The 19,948-nt window shown below is 67.8% G+C and carries 21 protein-coding genes and 1 pseudogene; 10 read left to right on the top strand and 12 right to left on the bottom strand.

What is annotated here, in order from left to right; genetic code table 11:
- Together AC5Y2L_RS01510 and AC5Y2L_RS01505 are read right to left on the bottom strand one after the other, a co-directional pair.
- Complete coding sequence (locus AC5Y2L_RS01510; protein WP_499939094.1) at positions 1–804, bottom strand: GNAT family N-acetyltransferase, cg3035/Rv0428c family; 804 nt, start codon at positions 802–804, stop codon at positions 1–3.
- On the bottom strand, positions 804–1,397 hold the full coding sequence (locus AC5Y2L_RS01505; RefSeq protein ID WP_499939095.1) for a peptide deformylase: 594 nt from the start codon (positions 1,395–1,397) through the stop codon (positions 804–806). The genes AC5Y2L_RS01510 and AC5Y2L_RS01505 overlap by 1 nt, the downstream gene beginning before the upstream one ends.
- 200 nt (positions 1,398–1,597) lie before the next feature.
- Here AC5Y2L_RS01505 and napA point away from each other — a divergent pair, with 200 nt between their 5' ends.
- The 5 genes from napA to AC5Y2L_RS01480 all read left to right on the top strand — a co-directional run bounded on the left by napA (position 1,598) and on the right by AC5Y2L_RS01480 (position 5,030).
- Positions 1,598–1,906: a nucleoid-associated protein NapA gene (gene napA, locus AC5Y2L_RS01500; protein ID WP_499939096.1), complete on the top strand. Its 309-nt coding sequence runs from the start codon at positions 1,598–1,600 to the stop codon at positions 1,904–1,906.
- 60 nt (positions 1,907–1,966) lie between these two features.
- Positions 1,967–2,443 carry a LytR C-terminal domain-containing protein gene (locus AC5Y2L_RS01495; protein WP_499939098.1) on the top strand — a complete coding sequence of 159 codons (477 nt, stop codon included), beginning with the start codon at positions 1,967–1,969 and terminating at the stop codon, positions 2,441–2,443.
- Between the two features lie 111 nt (positions 2,444–2,554).
- Positions 2,555–3,247: a superoxide dismutase[Cu-Zn] gene (gene sodC, locus AC5Y2L_RS01490; RefSeq protein WP_499939099.1), complete on the top strand. Its 693-nt coding sequence runs from the start codon at positions 2,555–2,557 to the stop codon at positions 3,245–3,247.
- Positions 3,228–4,391, top strand: coding sequence for a glutamate--cysteine ligase (locus AC5Y2L_RS01485; protein ID WP_499939155.1), 1,164 nt, complete (start codon positions 3,228–3,230; stop codon positions 4,389–4,391). The genes sodC and AC5Y2L_RS01485 overlap by 20 nt, the downstream gene beginning before the upstream one ends.
- Before the next feature lie 3 nt (positions 4,392–4,394).
- On the top strand, positions 4,395–5,030 hold the full coding sequence (locus AC5Y2L_RS01480) for an LON peptidase substrate-binding domain-containing protein (RefSeq protein WP_499939100.1): 636 nt from the start codon (positions 4,395–4,397) through the stop codon (positions 5,028–5,030).
- A gap of 25 nt (positions 5,031–5,055) precedes the next feature.
- Here the strand turns inward: AC5Y2L_RS01480 and AC5Y2L_RS01475 are convergent, their stop codons facing one another.
- On the bottom strand, positions 5,056–5,493 hold the full coding sequence (locus AC5Y2L_RS01475; protein WP_499939101.1) for an SRPBCC family protein: 438 nt from the start codon (positions 5,491–5,493) through the stop codon (positions 5,056–5,058).
- Between the two features lie 62 nt (positions 5,494–5,555).
- Positions 5,556–6,374 carry a DUF2867 domain-containing protein gene (locus AC5Y2L_RS01470; RefSeq protein ID WP_499939103.1) on the bottom strand — a complete coding sequence of 273 codons (819 nt, stop codon included), beginning with the start codon at positions 6,372–6,374 and terminating at the stop codon, positions 5,556–5,558.
- Positions 6,375–6,395: 21 nt separating this feature from the next.
- Here AC5Y2L_RS01470 and AC5Y2L_RS01465 point away from each other — a divergent pair, with 21 nt between their 5' ends.
- Positions 6,396–6,992, top strand: a complete 597-nt coding sequence (locus tag AC5Y2L_RS01465; RefSeq protein ID WP_499939105.1) for a TetR/AcrR family transcriptional regulator — start codon at positions 6,396–6,398, stop codon at positions 6,990–6,992.
- Here the strand turns inward: AC5Y2L_RS01465 and AC5Y2L_RS01460 are convergent.
- The 3 genes from AC5Y2L_RS01460 to AC5Y2L_RS01450 are packed head-to-tail and all read right to left on the bottom strand — an operon-like array spanning position 6,966 to position 10,743.
- Complete coding sequence (locus AC5Y2L_RS01460) at positions 6,966–9,149, bottom strand: AAA family ATPase (protein WP_499939106.1); 2,184 nt, start codon at positions 9,147–9,149, stop codon at positions 6,966–6,968. The genes AC5Y2L_RS01465 and AC5Y2L_RS01460 overlap by 27 nt on opposite strands.
- Entirely contained in the window at positions 9,146–10,051 is a 906-nt protein-coding gene (pssA, locus tag AC5Y2L_RS01455; RefSeq protein WP_499939108.1) for a CDP-diacylglycerol--serine O-phosphatidyltransferase, read from the bottom strand. Before pssA ends, AC5Y2L_RS01460 begins: the two co-directional genes overlap by 4 nt.
- Positions 10,048–10,743 carry a phosphatidylserine decarboxylase gene (locus AC5Y2L_RS01450; protein WP_499939109.1) on the bottom strand — a complete coding sequence of 232 codons (696 nt, stop codon included), beginning with the start codon at positions 10,741–10,743 and terminating at the stop codon, positions 10,048–10,050. The genes pssA and AC5Y2L_RS01450 overlap by 4 nt, the downstream gene beginning before the upstream one ends.
- A gap of 114 nt (positions 10,744–10,857) precedes the next feature.
- On the opposite strand from AC5Y2L_RS01450, the gene AC5Y2L_RS01445 reads away from it, so the two are divergent.
- Positions 10,858–12,066 (top strand): MFS transporter, encoded by a 1,209-nt coding sequence (locus AC5Y2L_RS01445; protein WP_499939156.1) that lies wholly within the window; start codon positions 10,858–10,860, stop codon positions 12,064–12,066.
- On the opposite strand, the gene moeA is transcribed toward AC5Y2L_RS01445, so the two are convergent.
- Entirely contained in the window at positions 12,059–13,264 is a 1,206-nt protein-coding gene (gene moeA, locus AC5Y2L_RS01440) for a molybdopterin molybdotransferase MoeA (protein ID WP_499939110.1), read from the bottom strand. The two genes, AC5Y2L_RS01445 and moeA, sit on opposite strands and share 8 nt — an antisense overlap.
- Positions 13,265–13,338: 74 nt before the next feature.
- The gene (locus tag AC5Y2L_RS01435; protein WP_499939112.1) at positions 13,339–13,833 is read right to left on the bottom strand and encodes a cupin domain-containing protein; all 495 of its coding nucleotides are present in this window, start codon (positions 13,831–13,833) and stop codon (positions 13,339–13,341) included.
- 190 nt (positions 13,834–14,023) lie between these two features.
- On the opposite strand from AC5Y2L_RS01435, the gene groL reads away from it, so the two are divergent.
- Complete coding sequence (gene groL, locus AC5Y2L_RS01430) at positions 14,024–15,649, top strand: chaperonin GroEL (RefSeq protein WP_499939114.1); 1,626 nt, start codon at positions 14,024–14,026, stop codon at positions 15,647–15,649.
- A 366-nt stretch (positions 15,650–16,015) separates the two neighbouring features.
- Here the strand turns inward: groL and AC5Y2L_RS01425 are convergent, their stop codons facing one another.
- The 3 genes and pseudogenes from AC5Y2L_RS01425 to AC5Y2L_RS01415 form a co-directional block, all read right to left on the bottom strand.
- Positions 16,016–16,420: a pyridoxamine 5'-phosphate oxidase family protein gene (locus AC5Y2L_RS01425; RefSeq protein WP_499939116.1), complete on the bottom strand. Its 405-nt coding sequence runs from the start codon at positions 16,418–16,420 to the stop codon at positions 16,016–16,018.
- Between the two features lie 105 nt (positions 16,421–16,525).
- Positions 16,526–17,215 (bottom strand): annotated as a pseudogene (locus AC5Y2L_RS01420) (PPE family protein); the annotation flags it as partial.
- A 40-nt stretch (positions 17,216–17,255) separates the two neighbouring features.
- Complete coding sequence (locus tag AC5Y2L_RS01415) at positions 17,256–18,983, bottom strand: N-acyl-D-amino-acid deacylase family protein (RefSeq protein WP_499939118.1); 1,728 nt, start codon at positions 18,981–18,983, stop codon at positions 17,256–17,258.
- 47 nt (positions 18,984–19,030) lie between these two features.
- Between AC5Y2L_RS01415 and AC5Y2L_RS01410 the strand changes: the two genes are divergently transcribed.
- Entirely contained in the window at positions 19,031–19,411 is a 381-nt protein-coding gene (locus tag AC5Y2L_RS01410; protein ID WP_499939120.1) for a VOC family protein, read from the top strand.
- 10 nt (positions 19,412–19,421) lie between these two features.
- Positions 19,422–19,937, top strand: a complete 516-nt coding sequence (locus tag AC5Y2L_RS01405; protein ID WP_499939122.1) for a mycothiol transferase — start codon at positions 19,422–19,424, stop codon at positions 19,935–19,937.
- Positions 19,938–19,948: the final 11 nt, after the last annotated feature.

Here is a 19,948-nt window from a genome sequence, read left to right as displayed (position 1 = left end):
CTAGAGGCTATCGGGCACTCGGAAGTAGCGACTGTGGTGGTGCAGCCGGAAACCCAGCGCCTCCGGCACGGCGGTGCTGCCGCTCGCCCGCAGGTAGGCGCGGGTGGCCCCGCGTTCCGCGCCCCACCTCAACAGCGCTTCGCACACCTGCTCGTCGGCCTCGGTGATCGCCGACAGGCCCACCCATCGGCAGCCGTCCGGTGCGTCGGTCACCGTCGCACTCGCGGCCGGCTCGGGGCCGAACGTCACGCTGGCGTGGCTTTCGTCGTCGACGTGCACTCCTGCGTGACGCTCGAGCGAGCCGTCGGGCACGTGCAGGTCGCGCACGAGCATACGGTGCGTGCTTTCGAGGACGAGGCCCGCCGGGGGCCGCAGCAACCGGTCGGGGATCAGCAACAATGGCGGCAATCCGCGTTCGGCGTACCAGGCCGCGATCGCCGGGATTGTCGCTGCGTTTGCTGAAATGTCCAGCGGCACTGCTGAATTGGGTTCGACGTCGGTTCCGCCGCCGGCGCGCAGCAGCCAGCCGTCCAGCCAGGTGCGCTCAACCCCGAGCCAGGCCGCGGCCGCGGCCTGTTCCAGCGACCGAATCTGCGAGGTGCGCACCGGCGTGTCGGGCAGAACCCGCAGCGCCACCGCGTCGGCCGGCGCGAATTCGATCAGCGCACCCGCCTTGGTCCGCACCCGGACGAGTGGATCGATCGCCAGCAGGTGGCCCACCGCGTCGGTCAAGGGCGGGTCCGAACCTGCGGGCCGCCGATAGCGAACGGTCACCCGGGTGCCCAGGTCCGGCCATAAAACCATCAGTGACCGAACGGGTCGGGTCCTTCACCGGGAGTCCACGACAATCCCGGCACGCCCCAGCCGTGCGACTTGACGGCCCGCTTCGCAGCGCGCGCGTGCCGGCCGATGAGTCGGTCCAGGTACAGGAACCCGTCGAGATGGCCGGTCTCGTGCTGCAGCATGCGGGCGAACAGGCCGGTGCCCTCGATGGTGACCGGGGCGCCGTCGGCGTCGAGTCCGGTGACCCGCGCCCACTTGGCCCGTCCGGTGGGGAAGGACTCGCCGGGAACCGAAAGACAGCCTTCGTCGTCGTTATCCGGATCGGGCATGGTCTCGGGTACCTCGGAGGTTTCCAGGACCGGATTGACCACCACGCCGCGGCGGCGGGCGGCCATTCCGCGGTCGTCGGCGCAGTCGTAGACGAACAACCGCAGTCCGTACCCGATCTGGTTGGCGGCCAGCCCGACGCCATGTGCGGCGTCCATGGTCTCGTACATCGTCGAGATGAGTTCCACCACGTCTGCCGGGAGCGATCCATTGGCGGCCACTTGAACCGGCGTCGTGGGAGTGTGCAGGACGGGATCTCCCACGATGCGGATCGGAACGACTGCCATGGTCGGCTAGCTTAAATTGTCTGCGGATCGGGGTTCTGCGCTGGGGATGGCGCGGCCGCCAATCCAGCAAGTCCGCCGACTCGCGGGTGTGCATTCCAGCGCAACTGTTACCGGCGTGGTTCAATATTCGCCGAAACATGCCCGTATATAAGTCAAGTCATAGAACAGAAGATTCGCCGGAAGGGTCCAGGGGAAGCGATATGGACAGCGCCATGGCGCGGGCAAATCGATCGGGGGACGACGGTGAAATCGCCGATGGGCTGACCCGGCGCGAGCATGACATCTTGGCGTTCGAACGGCAGTGGTGGAAGTACGCCGGCGTCAAGGAAGAAGCCATCAAAGAGTTGTTCTCGATGTCGGCGACGCGGTACTACCAGGTTCTCAACGCGCTGGTCGATCGGCCCGAAGCGCTGGCCGCCGACCCGATGTTGGTCAAACGGCTGCGACGGCTGCGCGCCAGCCGTCAGAAGGCGCGCGCCGCCCGGCGGCTGGGCTTCGAAGTCACCTGACACCCCGGTTGTACAGGCGGTTTTGTAGCTTCTGGCCTTCGGCTGACTACAGTGAACTCGATGAATACCCGCGTGCCCGACTCTTCCGGGCTGCCCCTGCGAGCCATGGTGATGGTGCTGCTGTTCCTCGGCGTCATCTTTCTGCTGCTCGGGCTGCGGGCGCTGAGCGGGTCGGGGAGTTCCGACGATTACTCCTCGCCGGCGCCTGCCAGCAGCGCGAGCGCGGCGCCGAACTCCACCAGCGCTAAGCCCGCCGCGAACCAGATCGAGGTGCGCGTCTACAACATCACCGACAAAGAGGGCATCGCGAAGCGTGCCCACGACCAACTCGTGGCGGCGGGGTTCAAGGTCGCCGACCCCGGCAACCTGCAGCCGGCGCCGTCCGATGTCACCACCACCACGGTGTACTACGGCGACGCGGCAGGCGAAAAGGACACCGCCGAGGCGGTGGGCAAGAACTTGGGCGCACCGGTCCAGCACCGGATCGCTGCGCTTGCCGACCAGCCGCCCGGGGTCATCGTCTTGGTGACCGGCTGACACTTGGGTTTGCGGGTGAACTGGCGGCGTTGCGTGGTTTGACTCGCAAAGCCGTGGACTCACTGCACAGAACGCTTCGACGCGGATCGTTGCCAGGTTAGGCTGCTCGCTATGCCTATTCTCGCCGGTCACCGCTCTGCCGCCAGGTCTGTGCTGTCCATGGTCAGTTGTGTCGCGCTGCTCAGCGCCTGCTCGTCACCTCAGCAAGCGTCGACGACCCAAGGCACCCCGCCACCGGTATGGAGCGGATCGTCCGCGCCGTCGGGCCAGCCGGGCCCTTCGAGCACCGGCCCCTCGAGCAGCCCGGGTGCACCGGCTGGGCAGAGCCTGACCACTCATCTCAAGGCGTCCGACGGCAGTGAGGTCGCGACGGCGGAGTTCGTGTTCACCAACGGCTATGCCACCATCACGATCAAGACCACTGGCACTCAGCTGAGTCCTGGCTTCCACGGGGTGCACATTCACAAGGTAGGCAAGTGCGAGGGCGACTTCACCTCCGCCGGTGGTCATTACCAAAAGCCCGGACACACCGGACATCCGACCAGCGGTGACCTGACCTCATTACAGGTGCGGGAGGACCATAGCGGGATGCTGGTGACGACGACAGACGCCTTCACCATGAACGATTTGGTGACCGGCGAGAAGACCGCCATCATCATCCACGCCGGCGCCGACAACTTCGCCAACATCCCGGCGGACCGCTACACCCAAATCAAAGGCGGGGCACCGGGTCCCGACGAGACCACGATGAGCACGGGTGACGCCGGCAAGCGGGTGGCGTGCGGTGTCATCGGTGCCGGCTAGCGGACCGGTCAACAGGGGCCTTAAGAAGAGTGAGGCCCATATCGATTTCGCGAGCTCACCGCGGCCGACCGTAGGTGTGGAATGGGAGTTCGCGCTTGTCGACGCGACGACTCGTGATCTGAGCAACGAAGCCACCGCGGTCATCGCCGAGATCGGCGAAAACCCGCGCGTACACAAGGAATTGCTGCGCAACACGGTGGAGATTGTCAGCGGGGTGTGTGAATGCGCCGCCGAGGCGATGGAAGACCTGCGCGAAACCTTGGGCCCGGCAAGGCGAATCGTCCGGGACCGCGGCATGGAATTATTCTGCGCCGGCACTCACCCGTTCGCGCGGTGGTCGCGCCAGAAGCTCACCGACGCGCCCCGCTACGCCGAACTGATCAAGCGCACCCAGTGGTGGGGCCGCCAGATGCTGATCTGGGGAGTTCACGTACACGTCGGAATCTCCTCGGCCGCAAAAGTAATGCCGATCATGACGTCACTGCTCAACTACTACCCGCACCTGTTGGCGCTGTCCGCCTCCTCACCGTGGTGGGGCGGCGAAGACACCGGATATGCCAGCAATCGGGCGATGATGTTCCAGCAGCTGCCCACTGCGGGCCTGCCGTTTCACTTTCAGACATGGTCGGAGTTCGAAGGCTTCGTCTACGACCAGAAGAAGACCGGCATCATCGACCACATGGACGAAATCCGTTGGGACATAAGGCCGTCTCCGCATCTCGGCACTTTGGAGGTGCGGATCTGCGACGGAGTTTCGAACCTGCGCGAGCTGGCCGCTCTGGTGGCGTTGACACATTGCCTGATCGTCGATCTGGACCGCAGGCTCGACGCCGGCGAGAAGTTGCCGACCATGCCACCCTGGCATGTGCAGGAGAACAAGTGGCGCGCCGCCCGCTACGGCCTGGACGCCGTCATCATCCTGGACGCCGACAGCAACGAGCGGCTGGTCACCGACGACCTCGCCGATGTGCTGAATCAGCTTGAGCCCATAGCCAAGTCGTTGCATTGCGCCGACGAACTCGCCGCGGTCGCCGACATCTACCGACTGGGCGCGTCGTATCAGCGGCAGCGCCGGGTTGCCGAGGAGCACGACGGCGACCTGCGCGCGGTGGTCGACGCCTTAATTGCCGAGCTGGAGATCTAGACCATGGCGGAAACCTGTAGGCGCGCGATGTTTCCGCTCGAAACGGCGTTGCTGCCCAACCAGAATCTGCCGCTGCGCATCTTCGAGCCGCGTTACAGTGCCTTGGTCCAGCACTGCCTTGGTACCGGTGAGCCGTTCGGCGTGGTGCTGATCTCGGCCGGCCGTGAGGTCGGTGGTGGTGAAGCGCGTTGTGATGTCGGAGTGCTGAGTCGAATCACCGCCTGCGTCGATCACGGCGGAGGCCGGTACTCACTGGATTGCCGGACCGGCGAACGGATTCGGGTGCTCGACTGGCTGCCCGACGATCCCTACCCGCGTGCGATGGTGGAACCCTGGCCGGACGAACCGGGCGTTCCCGTGCTCGAAGCTCAAATCGTAGCGCTCGAAGACCGGGTGATGGCGGTGTTCGAGCGGATTGCAACCGCCCGCGGCGCCCAGCTGCCGGGGCGTAACGTGCTGCTGGATTACGGCGAAATCGACGCGGGGGAGCGGCTGTTCGCGCTGGCGTCGCGCGTGCCGATCGGGGCCGCCGACCGTTATGCGGTGCTTTCTGCGCCGTCGGCCGCCGACCGGCTGGTTGCGCTCAGTGAGGCCGTCGACTCGGTGGCGGCGATGGTCGAGTTCCAGCTGTCCGAATAGTTGGCGAGCAGACGCAAAAGCACGCTCACACCCGGCGCGTCGCGTGCTTTTGCGTCTGCTCGGCCAGAGACTTCAACGTAAGCAACTGCTTGCGCATCATCACCAGGTCGCCCAACGCAAGAAGGCGCGCGAGCAATCGGGGTCCGGCGAAACGCACCCGCGCGTGCAGCCGCGAGCCCCCGCCGTCAGGTCGAACCGCGTACGTCACAGCCACACCCTTCGCGCGCAGGGTGATGTGCTCGTCGTAGACGAACGAGTGCAGGGTGAACAACGTCATGAAACGCTGTCCGACGTGAAGGCGCGTCAGTTCGGAGTCACGACGCCGCGGACTGCGGCGGCCGAAGTTGTCCAGGATGTCGTAACTGTAAGGCGCGATGCGCAGCTGGCACAGCCATGCGAACACGGTCTGTGGCGGCGCGTCGATGCTGATTGCGCGGTCCGCCTGGACGCTGAGCGGAGACAATGCATCGCAGGGCAACGTTGCCGTCCGTTCCGATGCCGTTGCACCCCAAGTGGTCCCGGGAATCACACCTGACGTCCAGCCGTCTGAATGAGGCCACGGCGGGCGCTGCGCTGCATCAGCCGCGGTGCCACGATCCGATGCAGCGGGCCAATAATGGCCCAGACCGTTCGGGCGGCGATTTTGTGACGGTAGTGCAGACGAGTGGTGAGAACGGCGCGCGCATCGTGCTCTCGTCGTAGGGTCAGTTGGCCGCACATGAGTGGCCCGTCCGTCGTCAGCACGATCTCATCGTGGTCCAAATGCGTTATCCGCCAGCCGATTACGTGCTCAGGCGAAGAATATGGCCCCAGGTGAAGTCGCAGTACGTGGCGGTGGATCCATAAGACGAGGTTGCCAAGGGCGCATGGTGTTTCGCCCAGCCCGTCACGGAACGCCTGTTCGGCACTGCGAAAGTCGCCGGGATGGATGGGGACTTCGAAGACGTCCACGTAATCGGCCGCCGTCTCCCGGGTTTGTGCCGCCACCCCTTTCACGCGGCGCAGCGTCCAGCGCACGGCGACGCGATGCCCACCGGTTCCGATGACGAGCGCGCGGTAGAGCTTGCCGTGCAGCCCCGGAAAGGCCGCCCAGGTCAACGCCCGCAGCCGAGTGCCGGCGTCCTCGCCGTCCAGCTCGAACACCCAGCGATAAATCGCGAACGGATGCCGGCCCTTCAGGGCCAGGCGTCGGGGCTCCCTCGCCTCGTCGAGCACGAAGCCGAACGGCACGGTCGACGGATCCCGCGGGTCGCGGCACATCACGCGCAACAGCGCCGGCCACACCTCCGCCGGGGAAGCGTCGATTGAGATAGCATGCTCATCGATATAGGGCAATCGTTCCATATAGAAGGACTGTACTAGATCATGGCCCCTCCGCGGAAGCATGAAACCGATGTGATCCTCGACGCAACGCGCGACCTGGTGCTTGCGCATGGGCCGCGCGCGGCGAGTGTGGCGGCGATCGCCAAGGCCAGCGGCGCCCCGGCCGGCACGCTGTATCACCGGTTCGGCAACCGCGACGGTGTGGTGACCGCCGCCTGGCTGCGCGCACTCGAGCGCTTCCAGTCCCGCGCGCTCGCCGCCCAGGCCGGCAACCCGTTGGACACCGCGACGGCCATGGCCGTGTCCGCGATCAGCTTCGCGCGTGAATTGCCCGACGACGCAAAGCTGCTGCTGACCATCCGGCCCGACGACCTGCGCGACGGCCAACCCGACGCCGAGTTCCACAAGACCCTCGCAACCATGAACGCCCCGCTCATCGAGCGGGTACATGGGCTGGCCGAAAAGCTTTACGGCAGTGCCGATTCGCGGGCCGTCGATGCGGTCAGCAGGGCGGTGGCCGATCTGCCCTATGCGGTGGTGCGGCGGCACGCGTACGACGATCCGATGCCCGACTGGCTCGAGGCCGACGTCGCGGCGGCGGTGCGCGGGGTGTTACAGAGCTTTGGCGAACGTGCGTAGCGAATCCACCTGCAGCGGATCCAACGACGGGCGCACGGTCTGGCGGGCCGCTTGCAGGTCGGCGGCGGTCACGTCGGCCGCGTCGATGGAGCGCCGCATCGCAGTCAACGCGGCCTCCCGCAGCAGCGCCACGCAGTCGGCGGCGCTGTAGCCGTCCAAACCGGCGGCCACCTCGTCGAGGTCGACGTCGGAGCTCAGCGGGACCGATCTGCCCGCCGTCCGCAGGATCTCCCGCCGGGCGTCGGCATCGGGCGGTTCGACGAACACCAGCCGCTCCAGCCGGCCGGGCCGCAGCAGTGCCGGATCGATCAGGTCGGGCCGGTTGGTCGCGCCCAGCACGACGACATCGCGCAGCGGGTCGATGCCGTCGAGCTCGGTCAGCAGTGCGGCGACCACGCGGTCGCTCACGCCCGAGTCGAAGCTCTGGCCGCGCCGCGGTGCCAGCGCATCCACCTCGTCGAGGAACACCAGCGACGGCGCCGAATCGCGGGCCCGTCGAAATAATTCCCGGACCGCCTTTTCCGAAGAGCCCACCCACTTGTCCATCAGCTCTGAGCCTTTGACCGCGTGCACGCTGAGTTGCCCGGTGCTGGCCAAGGCGCGGACCACGAAAGTCTTGCCGCAACCGGGCGGTCCGTACAGCAATACGCCGCGCGGCGGGTCGACGCCCAGCCGGGCGAAGGTGTCGGGATGTTGCAACGGCCACAGCACCGCTTCGGTCAGGGCCTGCTTGGCATCGGCCATGTCGCCGACGTCGTCGAGCGTCACGTTGCCGACGCTGATCTCCTCGCCGGCCGATCGGGACAATGGCCGGATGACGGTCAGCGCGCCCAGCAGGTCGGCCTGGCTCAGTGCCGGCGGCTGACCGTCGGCGCTGGCCCGCGCGGCCGCCCGCAGTGCCGCCTCGCGCAACAGCGCGGCAAGATCGGCGACGACGAAACCTGGTGTGCGGCCGGCGATCTCGTCGAGATCCAGCTCGCCGGTGGGCACCGGCTTGAGCAACGCCTCCAGCAGGGCCTTACGGGTCCCGGCGTCCGGCAGCGGCAGGCCGAGCTCCCGGTCGCACAGCTCGGGTGAACGCAGGCGCGGGTCGAGCTGGTCGGGGCGTGCGGAGGTGGCGATCAGCGCGACGCCGTCGGTGGCCACCGCGGTGCGCAGCTCGGCCAGGATCAGCGCGGCCACCGGCTCCGCGGTCGTCGGCAGCAGGGCGTCGACGTCAGTGATCAACAGCACCCCGCCGCCGTCGGAAACCGCCTGAACAGCAGACGTGACGGCTTTGAGCCGGTCATCGGCGGCCAGCGCGCCGACCTCCGGCCCGTCCAGTTCCACCAACCGGCGACCGGCGCACACCGCGCGCACCAGCGTCACCTTGCCGACACCGGCCGGACCCGACACCAGCACCCCCAGGTTGGTGCCGGCACCCAGCGTCTTGAGCAGGTGCGGCTCGTCGAGTGCCAGCTTGAGCCATTCGGTGAGCTTGGCGGCCTGCGGCTGAGCGCCCTTGAGCTCCTCGACCTGGATCTCCGGGCTGGCGATCTGCGTGTTGGCCGCTTGTGGGCCACCCGGAAGCCCCGTGCCCCAGCTGACCAACGTGTTGGGCTGCACGCTGACCGGGCCCACGGGGTCGACGCCGGTGACGGTCAGCAGCTCGGAGGTCCAGCTGATCCCGACGGATGCCGCGAGCGCACGGGTGGCAGCGGACGTCGAGGTGCCCGGCCCCAGGTCGCGCGGCAGCAGCGATACGGCGTCGCCGACGGTCATCACCTTGCCCAGCAAGGCCTGCCGCAGGGTGGACGACGAGATCGACTGGGTGGCCAGGGCGGACCCGGACAGCGTCACCGACCGCGCGCCGTAGACCACGACCGGGCTCACGATGACCGCGGTGCCCTCCCGCAAGCCCGCGTTGGACAGCGTCACGTCGTCGAGCAACACCGTGCCGACCGGGATGTCCTGACCGGACATGCCCGCCACCGCGGCGGTGGTCCGCGACCCGGTCAGCGACACCGCATCCCACTCCCGAATGCCAAGGGCGGCAATGGCACTCGGGTGCAAGCGGACGACGCCGCGACGCGAGTCGACCGCGGAGGTGTTCAGCCGTGCGGTCAGCGTCAGCCTAGGGCCCCGGTCCCGCGGTTCGGGCGAGGTCGCGGAAGTCATTGCAGTCGTCCACCCGGCTTGCGCAGGCCGAGGCGAGCCATCGAGCGCCCGCTGGGCTTGCGCAGCCCGAGCCGCGCCATAGAGCGGCGGTGCGGCTGGGCTCGGCGGTTGGCCCGCCGCACGGCGCGCCGCTGCTTGGGTTTGTCGTCCCAGACCTCAGGGTGTTGGTCGAGCCAGCGCTTGGTGCGGATGGCGAAGGGCACGTGGCACAGGTAGGCGACGATGATCACCCAGATCGTGATGAAGGGCTGCCAGACCGCGGCGGCCGCGACGATCGCCAGCCCTGCCAGCAACGCGGCCGCGTAGTTCGGCGGCACCCGCACGGCGTGCATCTTTCGCATCGGGATACCGCTGACCAGCAGTATCGACGTCGCCGTCACCCAGACGCACACGAACCACACCGAGGTCCACCAGCCGTCATGGAACTCCAGCTTGAGCCCCATCAGGCCGATCATCGAGAGGGCGCCGGCGGGCGCGGGCATCCCGACGAAGTATTCGTGCGCGTAAGGAGGCAGCGTTCCGTCGTCTTGCAATGCGTTGAACCGCGCCAGCCGCAAGACGACGCATACCGCGTACAGCAGCACCACCACCCAGCCGACCGGCGGCCACTTCGACAGCTGCGATACATACAGCACCAGCGCGGGGGCCACACCGAAGTTGACCGCGTCGGCAAGGGAGTCGATTTCGGCGCCCATCCGCGACTGCGCGTCCAGGATGCGGGCCACCCGGCCGTCGAGTCCGTCCAGGATGGCGGCCGCGGCGATCAGCACCATCGCCGGCACCGGCTGGTTTTCGAGCGCGAACTTGATCGAGGTCAGCCCCGCGCAGATCGCCAGCACCGTCATCGCACTCGGCAGGATCTGCAGGTTTACCCCTCGTCTGCTGCGGGGCTTGTCGATCATGGCAACTCGGCCAGCACAGTCTCGCCGGCAACCGCGCGCTGCCCGACCCTGACCAGTGGTTCTGCTCCAGGCGGCAGATAGGTGTCCAGCCGGGAGCCGAACCGGATCAGCCCGTAGGTGTCGCCGATTGACAGCTTGTCGCCGATGTGGGCGGTGCACACGATCCGGCGCGCGACCAACCCGGCGATCTGCACCGCGACGACGTCCGACCCACTGGCCGTGCGGATCCGGATGCTGGTGCGCTCGTTTTCGACGCTGGCCGCGGGCAGGTCGGCCGACCCGAACCGCCCCGGCCGATGCTGGACGGCGATCACCTCGCCGCTGACCGGGGCGCGCTGGACGTGCGCGTCCAATATCGACAAGAAGATGCTGACCCGCGGCAGTGGCTCGTCGCCCATGCCCAGTTCGGCGGGCGGGGCGGCAGAGTCGACCAGGCAGACCAGACCGTCGGCCGGCGCGACCACGACGCCGGGCCGGGCTGGGGGAACGCGAGGCGGGTGGCGGAAGAATCCGGCGCAGGCCGCCGCGGTCAGCAGGCCACCCCGGCGCACCCAGCGGTTCCGGCGGCCGGCCAGTGCTGCGGCCAGACCGGCCGCGATGAACGGACGCCCGGCCGGGTGTACCGGCGGAACCGTGGAGCGCACCAAGTCCAGCAGGTGCGCGGGGCCTTCGGGGCGGGGGCGTCTGGCCACGCGGTCATCTTACGGAGCCATCGCGAACGGCGTGTCCCGGTACGATCCGGCTGGTTGGTTGGTCGCGGGTGCGGGAATAGGCATCATCGCGGTTCCACACGAGGGGTATGACGAATTTTCCAGCGATGGCTCGGTGGCGGCGGACAGCTGCGTGGGGCGAACGTGGCCGTTACCGCCGCCTTCATCGCGCACGCGGTGCTGTTTTCGTCGTGGGCCGCCCACATCCCGCACGTGAAAGGTGCTCTCGGTTTGTCCGACCCGGCGCTGGGAACCGCGCTGCTGGGTGCCCCGGTCGGGTCGGTGGTGGCTACGGTGCTGTGTCACTGGGCGGTGCCGCGTTGGGGCAGCCACCGGATGGTTCCCGTCATGGTCGCGGGCTATGCGTCCGTCGGGGTGACGGTAGGCCTGGTCAGGTCGGCAGCACTGCTCTTTTTGGCCCTGGCGTTGTGGGGGATGTTCCAGAGCGCGCTCGACGTCGCGATGAACACCCAAGCCGCCATGGTCGAGCGGGCCGCACGGGCGCCCATCATGGCGCGCTTCCACGGGATGTGGAGTCTGGGTGCATTGCTGGGCGCGGTGATCGGCGCGGTGTCCGTCACTGCTGGCGTCGGTCTCGCCGCTCAGCTGGCAATGTTGGGCCTTGTCGTGCTCGTTGCAATGGGAGCGTTGAGTCGGCACCTGCTGCCGGAGAAGGCTAGGCCGGCCGACGGCCCGTCGGTCGCCGACCGACGCAAGTGGGCCTGGATGACGCCGACGGTGGCGGTTCTTGCGACGGTCTCGTTTGCGTCTTTCCTGTGCGAGGGCGCGGCTACCGACTGGTCGGCCAATTACCTGCACGAGGTGGTCGGTGCCGGTCCGGGCGTATCGGCGCTGAGCTATGCGGCATATACGTTCGCCATGGTGGTGACCCGGTTCGGTGCGCTACGCCTGCACTCGCGCCTTTCGACCCGGCGGCTGCTTCCGGCCCTGGCACTGCTCGCGGCGGTGGGCATGAGCGTGATGCTGGCGGCGGCCAATCCCTTGGTCAGCGTGATGGGATTCGCGGCTTTGGGAGCCGGTGTGGCGTTGCTGGTGCCGACCGCTTTCAGCGCGGCCTATTCGGCCAGCAGCGCCGGCTCAGCGATCGCGATTGTGGCCGGGACGGGCTGGGTCGGCTACCTGCTCGGCCCGCCGCTGATCGGCCACCTTGCCGGAACGGTCGGATTATCTGCGGCGCTGATCGTCATACCCGTCACGATCTCGATCGCCGGAATTGTCATTTGCTGCACCCGCGGGTTCAATGCCGCCGACGAATTCCACCGTGGCGCACCGGCCCTCAGCTGAGATCCCAGACCTGTACCTGAGTTCCGGCGGACACTTCCACCACGTCCTCGGGGATGTCCAGTAGTCCGTTCGCCGACGCCAGCCAGCGCAAATGATGCGAAGCCGGTGGGCCGTAACTGGTGACGGTGCCGGCTGCCGGGTCGAACACGGCACGGCGGAACTGCCGCTTGCCGTGCGGTGACTTCAACGACTCGGTGAGAAGTGCCAACCGATGTGGCCGCTCGGGATCCGGCAGCTCCATCGCCCTGCGGAGCGCCGGACGGATGAACACCTCGAAAGACACCTGGGCGCTGACCGGGTTCCCCGGCAGGGTGACGATCGGTGTGCCCGCCACCCGCCCGACGCCCTGCGGCATGCCGGGCTGCATCGCCACCTTGACGAACTCCACGCCCTGGTCGCCGTCCCGGCCGAACGCATCTTTGACAACCTCGTAGGCGCCGGCGCTGACCCCGCCGCTGGTGATGATCAGGTCTGCCGCGGCGGCGTACTCGGACAGGATGGCGCTGAACTGCGCGACGTCGTCTCCGGCAGTCGGGGTGCCGACCACTTCGGCGCCCGCGTCGCGGGCCGCCGCGGCCAGCATGATCGAGTTGGACTCGTAGATCTGCCCGGGCCGCAGCGGGGCGCCGGGCGACACCAGCTCCGATCCGGTGGAGATGACCAGCACGCGCTGTCGCGGGATCACCTGTAGCCGGTCCATACCCAGCGCGGCGGCCAGCCCGAGCACCGCCGGCGTCACGACCTGGCCCGCACGCAGGACCGTGGTGCCTGGGGCGACGTCTTCACCCGCGCGCCGGATGTGCGAGCCAGGCGGCCGGGTCTGCCGAATCGTCACCGACTCCACACCGCCATCGGTGTCCTCGACCGGCACGACGGCCGTCGCCCCGGCCGGTACCGGCGCTCCGGTCATGATTCGGTGCGCGGTGCCGGGCTGCAATGTCAGCTCGTCGGTGCGTCCGGCCGGTATGTCCTCGGCAACCGGAAGCACCACCGGGTTTTCCGGCGTCGCACCCGAAATGTCCTCGGCGCGCACCGCGTACCCGTCCATCGCGGAGTTGTCGAAGACCGGCAGCGCCATCGGCGCGTCTACGTCGTGGGCCAGCACCAGTCCCTGGGCCTCGAAGAGGGGAACCGCGGTCGCCGGGCGCGGGCGGATCAACTCGGCGACGACACGCTGGTGTTCGGTGACGGACCTCATGAGTCAGACCGGGAAGCTCACGCTCATGGTGGTGAATCTACCCACGCTCGTTGCGCCAGTCCCGCGTGCTCGGCTCAGAACACCCAGTAGTTGTCGTGACCGATAAAGAACTCTCGACGCTCCTCGTCGGTCATGTCGGCCAGGCCGGGCAGCCCCTCGAAATACCCTTCGCGCGGTCCGCCGGGAGCGAACAGCATCAGGATCGAGGCCGGTTCGTCGGCGTCGTTGCGGAAGCCGTGAATGCCGCCGGGCGGCACATACAGGTAGTCGCCGGCGGACGCGTCGACCCAGTCGCGGCCGTCGTACATGCGCATGGTTCCGGACAGCACGAAGAACGACTCGGACATCGTCTTGTGGAAGTGCGGACCGGGTCCGCCGCCGGCCGGGGCGATATCGACCCGGTACAACCCGAAGTCACCGTCGGTGGATCGTTGCGTGGCCAGATAGTGGTATGTGGTGCCGCCCAGCTGGTAATCGGGCGCATCGTCCGAGCGTTTGATCCAGGCGGTGACCTCCCCGGCCTCGCCGGTGTACCGGGGCGGTGGATAGGAAGGCAACACAAGCGACATACGCCCAGTCTGCCCGAGCGCACCGACCAGCGGGGTGTCCTTGCACTCGGCATAGGCGAGTGCTAAGAATGACGTTGGCACTCGCGACCGGCGAGTGCTAGGTCGGGACGGTGAGACTAGCTCTGGTCGTCCGTCGCGGGCACTGCACCCGGCCATGACGTCATTCCCAATCCGGAGGAATCACTTCGCAATGGCCAAGACAATTGCGTACGACGAAGAGGCCCGTCGGGGCCTCGAGCGGGGCCTGAACAGCCTCGCCGACGCGGTAAAGGTGACGTTGGGCCCCAAGGGTCGCAACGTCGTCCTGGAGAAGAAGTGGGGCGCTCCCACGATCACCAACGATGGGGTTTCCATCGCCAAGGAGATCGAGCTGGAGGACCCATACGAGAAGATCGGTGCCGAGCTGGTCAAGGAAGTCGCCAAGAAGACCGACGACGTCGCCGGTGACGGCACGACGACGGCCACGGTGCTGGCGCAGGCACTGGTGCGTGAGGGCCTGCGCAACGTCGCGGCCGGCGCCAACCCGCTGGGCCTCAAGCGCGGCATCGAGAAGGCCGTCGAGAAGGTCACCGAGACCCTGCTCAAGTCGGCCAAGGAGGTCGAGACCAAAGACCAGATTGCGGCCACGGCAGCGATTTCGGCGGGCGACCAGTCGATCGGGGACCTGATCGCCGAGGCCATGGACAAGGTGGGCAACGAGGGCGTCATCACCGTCGAGGAGTCCAACACCTTCGGCCTGCAGCTCGAGCTCACCGAGGGCATGCGGTTCGACAAGGGCTACATCTCGGGCTACTTCGTCACTGACGCCGAGCGTCAGGAAGCCGTCCTGGAGGAGCCTTTCATCCTGCTGGTCAGCTCCAAGGTGTCGACGGTCAAGGACCTGCTGCCGCTGCTGGAGAAGGTTATCCAGGCCGGCAAGCCGCTGCTGATCATCGCCGAGGACGTCGAGGGTGAGGCGTTGAGCACCCTGGTCGTGAACAAGATCCGCGGCACCTTCAAGTCGGTGGCCGTCAAGGCTCCGGGCTTCGGTGACCGGCGCAAGGCGATGCTGCAGGACATGGCCATCCTCACCGGTGGTCAGGTGATCAGTGAAGAGGTCGGCCTGACCCTGGAGAACGCCGACCTGTCGCTGCTGGGCAAGGCCCGCAAGGTGGTCATCACCAAGGACGAGACCACCATCGTCGAGGGCGCCGGTGACCCGGACGCCATCGCCGGGCGGGTGGCCCAGATCCGCACCGAGATCGAGAACAGCGACTCCGACTACGACCGCGAGAAGCTGCAGGAGCGCCTGGCCAAGCTGGCCGGCGGTGTTGCGGTGATCAAGGCCGGCGCCGCCACCGAGGTGGAGCTCAAGGAGCGCAAGCACCGCATCGAGGACGCGGTCCGCAACGCCAAAGCGGCCGTGGAGGAGGGCATCGTCGCCGGTGGCGGTGTGGCCCTGCTGCACGCGGCCCCGGCGCTGGACGAGCTGAACCTCTCCGGCGACGAGGCGACGGGCGCCAACATCGTCAAGGTGGCGCTCGAGGCTCCGCTGAAGCAGATCGCGTTCAACTCCGGGCTGGAGCCCGGCGTTGTCGCCGAGAAGGTCCGCAACGCACCCGCCGGCACCGGCCTGAACGCCGCCACCGGTGAGTACGAGGACCTGCTCAAGGCCGGTGTCGCCGACCCGGTGAAGGTGACCCGTTCGGCGCTGCAGAACGCGGCGTCCATCGCGGGGCTGTTCCTCACCACCGAGGCCGTCGTCGCCGACAAGCCGGAGAAGGCGGCCGCTCCCGCGGGCGACCCGACCGGCGGCATGGGCGGCATGGACTTCTAAGTCCCTCGCACTGAAAAAGCCCGGTCTGCTTTCGCAGGCCGGGCTTTTTCGTGCCGCTGGCCACTGCGCGCCGGGGCCGAGTGTGCAGCTGGCCGCACATTCGGCGTCGAGCGTGCGGCCTGCCTCACGCCCGGGGGCTGTGTGTGCCCTGGCTGCGGGGTCGCTGGTGTCGTCGATCGTGGGCTGCGGCGCCGGCTGTGCGCTTGGGGGATGCGGGTGAAGTTACGGCGTTGACTGGGAAGATATGGCTTTGCAAGTGAAGTCAGGGCGGGATTCTGGCGATTCTTTCGCCTTGGCTTCACTATCGACGCCGTGGTTTCACACGCAAAGCCGTGGCTTCACTGCCGACGCCGACACGCAAAGCCGTCAAGCCGGCTCGCTGAACACCACGCAGTCGTGCAGGCAACCCTTCGCGGCCGAGGGGGAGTCGGCCTCGCGGTGCAGCAGCGCCCGGGTGGGCACCACGGCGCATCGCACGCTGTCGGCGCCGTCCTCGGAAACCTCGGCGTGGCCGTCGACGATCAGCGAGTAGCCGCCCGGTTGGGGCGGCGGCCACAGCAGCGTCACGTCAGGGCGCTGCGCGAGGTTGGCACGAGTGCGCCCCCCAATCAGCCCGACGTCGAGAACCGCCGCGTCCACATCAAGCAGTGTCGGTTCGACCGTCACGGTGTGCACGCGGTAGTCGTCGTCGACGGTGATCAGGTAGGCGAATGGATAGTCGGGGAGGGCGGCGGCCAGCCGCTTGAAGTCCACTTTCTTCTTCGAACGCATATTTCGACGATAGGCGCGTCAGGCCGGGCTGCCGACGGAGGTGGAGACGGGGTCGGTGCTGACCGTGCTGATCGGGCTCGGGTGCCGGCCGCCCGAGGCGCCGGTGACGTTGTCGAAGCCGAGCAAGCTGCTCACCTGCTGGGTGCCGTGGTTCATCCAGCCGGTCTGCCCGAATCCCGCGTTCCAGAATCCGAAGTCGTTGGCGCCGATGCCGCCGGCCAACCCAACCGGATGGCCGCTGGCACCGATACTTCCAATGTCGAGCTCCTTGAGCACCTCATCCCACGACGGCAGCTCCGCGAGCAACGCCGAAGCGTTGGCGTGGTAGCCCGACATCGCCGCCACGTCCGTCGCCCACATCTGTTCGTACGCTGCCTCGACGTCCGCGATCGCCGGAGCGTTCTGGCCGAGCCAGTTCGTCGCCGCCAAGACCCGAACCAGACCCCGATTGGCGGCCACCACGGCCGGCTGTACCGCGGCCGTCAACGCCGCCTCGAATTCGCCTGCCACGGCGGTGGCTTGCCCGGCCGCACCTTCGGCCTGCGCCGCCGCAGTGCGCAGCCATGCCGCATATTGGGACGCGACGGCCATCATGGCCGCCGACGACGCACCTAGCCAGGCGCCGCTGGCCAGCTTGGAGGTGACGGCCCAAAAGGACGCCGCGGACTGGGACAGTTCCTCGGCCAAACGGTTCCATTCCGCGGCCGCGGCAAGCAGCGGCCCCGACCCCGGGCCCGTGAACATGAGTGCCGAATTGATCTCTGGCGGCAACCACGCATAATGCGGGTTCGTCACCAATCCAAGTTATCGGGGAAGCCCCTCGGCCGTGGCCGTTTCAGGCGGACACCGGGCTGGGTTGACGACCGCGGACCAACCTCCCAGGCCGGGCATCGGTCGGGACGCCGTTCTCCGCGATCACCTGGCCGGAGACGACGGTCGCGATGTAGCCGTCGGCGGTTTGGTCCAGTCGACGGCCACCGGCCGGAAGGTCGTAGACAATCACCGGCCGGTGCAGGCGCAGTGCGGCATGGTCAATGACGTTGAGGTCGGCCTTATAGCCGACAGCGATGCGCCCACGATCGGCTAGCCCGGCGATGCGGGCCGGTACGGAAGTGAGCTCGCGGACCGCCTCGGGCACGGTAAACCGTCCGGCCTGCCGATCGCGCGCCCAATGCGCCAGAAAGAACGTCGAATAGCTGGCGTCGCAGATCATCCCGTAGTGCGCGCCGCCGTCGCCGAGTCCCAGCACCACGTCGTCGCGGTGCAGCAGCTCGCCTACGGTGTTCAGCGAGTTGTTCTCCATGTTGCTGGTGGCCACCAGCAACATGGCCCGCCCGTCGTCGTCGAGCAGCCGGTCGTACGCCTCCTCCATCGGGTCCACGCCGCGAGCCCGGGCGCGGGCTCCGACGCTGTCCGCCGGGTCCGGCTCGTAGTTGGGGGTGTCACCCAGCGGGAAGATCCAATCCCACATCTGGGCGGCGTAGAGGATCGGGTGCCCGACGCCGGGCCGGTCGGCCAGGATGCGGGCGCGGACCTCAGGCTTGCGCATCTCGGCGACGCGCTCGGCCAGCGGTAGGTGGGCGATCTCGCGGTAGCTGGGGTAGAGCACGAACGGGTTGGCCGACAGCTGCAGGCCGATGATCAGACCGATCGGCCGCGGCAACAGTTGGGCGGTGATGTCACCACCGGCCGCGTTGGCTTTTTCCACCATGGTGATGGCGTCCGGCCAGGTCGGCTCGCCGGTGTTGGCCACCACCAGGGTGAAGGTGAGGGGCAGCCCGACGTCCTCGGCGACGTCGAACACCGTCTGCAGCACCGGCTGGTAGCCGCCGGCCGGAATGTCGGGTACAAACTGCAGCAGACCGCCGCCGCCGTCGACGACGCCGCGGGCGATCGCCTCGATCTCCTCGCGCGCGGCGTCGTAGCTGGGGATCTGCGCCCCGCTCTCGGTCTTGTGGATCATCAGTCGTGACGATGCGAAGCCCAGCGCCCCGACCTCCATCGCCTCCTTGGCCAACGCCCGCATCTTGGCAAGGTCCTCGTCGGTGGCCGGCTCCCGGTCTGCGCCACGCTGGCCCATCACGTACACCCGCAGCGGGGAGTGCGGCAGGTAGGCGGCCACGTCGATATCGCGTTTTCCGGAGTCCAGCGCATCCAGGTATTCGGGGAACGTCTCCCAGGTCCACGGCAGGCCGTCGGTCATCACCACACCGGGAATGTCTTCCACCCCCGCCATCACGTCGACCAGCACGTCGTGGTCTTCCTGCCGGCAGGGTGCGAAGCCGACCCCGCAGTTGCCCATCACCACGGTGGTGACCCCGTGCGCCGAGGACGGCGTTAGCCGGTCCGACCAGATGGCCTGCCCGTCGTAGTGGGTGTGCAGGTCGACGAAGCCCGGTGTGACGAGCAGGCCGGTCGCGTCGATCTCGCGCTCGCCCGTGGCGCCGTCGAGGGCGCCGACGGCCGCGATGACGCCGTCGCGCACGGCCACGTCGCCGACGTACGGCTCACCCCCCAGCCCGTCGACGATGTTGCCATTGCGGATCAGGAGGTCATAGCGCATCTAACTAATCTACGACCGCGTCGGCACGATATGCCAGGATCGACGACGTGATGGACCACCTGGGGATCAACTGCGCCGACTATGCGAAATCACAGGAGTTCTACGACACGGTGCTGGGCGTGCTCGGTTATTCCCGGCAGCTGGATTTCGGGGTGGCCATCGGATACGGCCGGGACGGCAAGCCCGCCTTCTGGATCGCCGACCTTGCCGCGGGCAGCGCGCACGGTCCGAATCGCGAAGTCCATATCGCGTTCGAAGCGGCCGACCAAGACGCGGTGCGTGCGTTTCACGAAGCCGCTGTCGGGCTCGGTGCCGAGTCGTTGCACGCGCCGCGGCTCTGGCCGGAATATCACCCCGGTTACTTCGGTGCGTTCGTGCGCGACCCGGACGGCAACAACGTGGAAGCCGTCTGCCACGGGCAGCCGTAATGTCGTTGGTATGTCCAACGCCGATGCCGCTGCGCAGGAATTGCTTCGGGACGCCTTCACCCGCTTGATCGAGCATGTCGACGAGCTCACCGACGGCCTGACCGATGAGCTGTCGAACTATCGGCCTACACCGGACGCCAACAGCATCGCCTGGCTGATCTGGCACAGCGCTCGCGTGCAGGACCTTCAGCTGGCCGATATCGCCGGCGTCGAGCAGGTATGGACGCGCGATGGCTGGGTGGACCGATTCGGGCTGGACCTGCCCCGCAACGACACCGGCTATGGGCACGGTCCGCAGGAGGTGGCGAAGGTGCGGGCACCGGCGGAATTGCTGTCCGGCTATTACCACGCGGTGCACGAGCTCAGCCTCGACTACATCAGGAGCGTCACCGCCGAGGAGTTGTCCCGTGTCGTGGACACCCGCTGGGATCCGCCGGTGACCGCGAGCGCGCGGTTGGTCAGCATCGTCGACGACTGCGCACAGCACCTTGGCCAGGCGGCCTATGTGCGCGGAATCGCGCAGTGAGTTTCTAAATC

The sequence above is a fragment of the Mycobacterium sp. NGS66 genome (assembly GCF_059812225.1).
The sequence above is the reverse complement of the archived record's forward strand: the minus strand, read 5'-3'. Positions and strand labels throughout refer to the sequence as shown.

Coding starts and splice junctions, on each gene's coding strand:
- AC5Y2L_RS01405 (WP_499939122.1), top strand. CDS start 19,422: ATGTCCAACGCCGATGCCGCTGCGCAGGAATTGCTTCGGGACGCCTTC.
- AC5Y2L_RS01495 (WP_499939098.1), top strand. CDS start 1,967: ATGAATACCCGCGTGCCCGACTCTTCCGGGCTGCCCCTGCGAGCCATG.
- sodC (WP_499939099.1), top strand. CDS start 2,555: ATGCCTATTCTCGCCGGTCACCGCTCTGCCGCCAGGTCTGTGCTGTCC.
- AC5Y2L_RS01460 (WP_499939106.1), bottom strand. CDS start 9,149: ATGACTTCCGCGACCTCGCCCGAACCGCGGGACCGGGGCCCTAGGCTG.
- moeA (WP_499939110.1), bottom strand. CDS start 13,264: ATGAGGTCCGTCACCGAACACCAGCGTGTCGTCGCCGAGTTGATCCGC.
- AC5Y2L_RS01435 (WP_499939112.1), bottom strand. CDS start 13,833: ATGTCGCTTGTGTTGCCTTCCTATCCACCGCCCCGGTACACCGGCGAG.
- AC5Y2L_RS01480 (WP_499939100.1), top strand. CDS start 4,395: ATGGCGGAAACCTGTAGGCGCGCGATGTTTCCGCTCGAAACGGCGTTG.
- AC5Y2L_RS01465 (WP_499939105.1), top strand. CDS start 6,396: ATGGCCCCTCCGCGGAAGCATGAAACCGATGTGATCCTCGACGCAACG.
- pssA (WP_499939108.1), bottom strand. CDS start 10,051: ATGATCGACAAGCCCCGCAGCAGACGAGGGGTAAACCTGCAGATCCTG.
- AC5Y2L_RS01415 (WP_499939118.1), bottom strand. CDS start 18,983: ATGCGCTATGACCTCCTGATCCGCAATGGCAACATCGTCGACGGGCTG.
- groL (WP_499939114.1), top strand. CDS start 14,024: ATGGCCAAGACAATTGCGTACGACGAAGAGGCCCGTCGGGGCCTCGAG.
- napA (WP_499939096.1), top strand. CDS start 1,598: ATGGACAGCGCCATGGCGCGGGCAAATCGATCGGGGGACGACGGTGAA.
- AC5Y2L_RS01470 (WP_499939103.1), bottom strand. CDS start 6,374: ATGGAACGATTGCCCTATATCGATGAGCATGCTATCTCAATCGACGCT.
- AC5Y2L_RS01510 (WP_499939094.1), bottom strand. CDS start 804: ATGGTTTTATGGCCGGACCTGGGCACCCGGGTGACCGTTCGCTATCGG.
- AC5Y2L_RS01425 (WP_499939116.1), bottom strand. CDS start 16,420: ATGCGTTCGAAGAAGAAAGTGGACTTCAAGCGGCTGGCCGCCGCCCTC.
- AC5Y2L_RS01505 (WP_499939095.1), bottom strand. CDS start 1,397: ATGGCAGTCGTTCCGATCCGCATCGTGGGAGATCCCGTCCTGCACACT.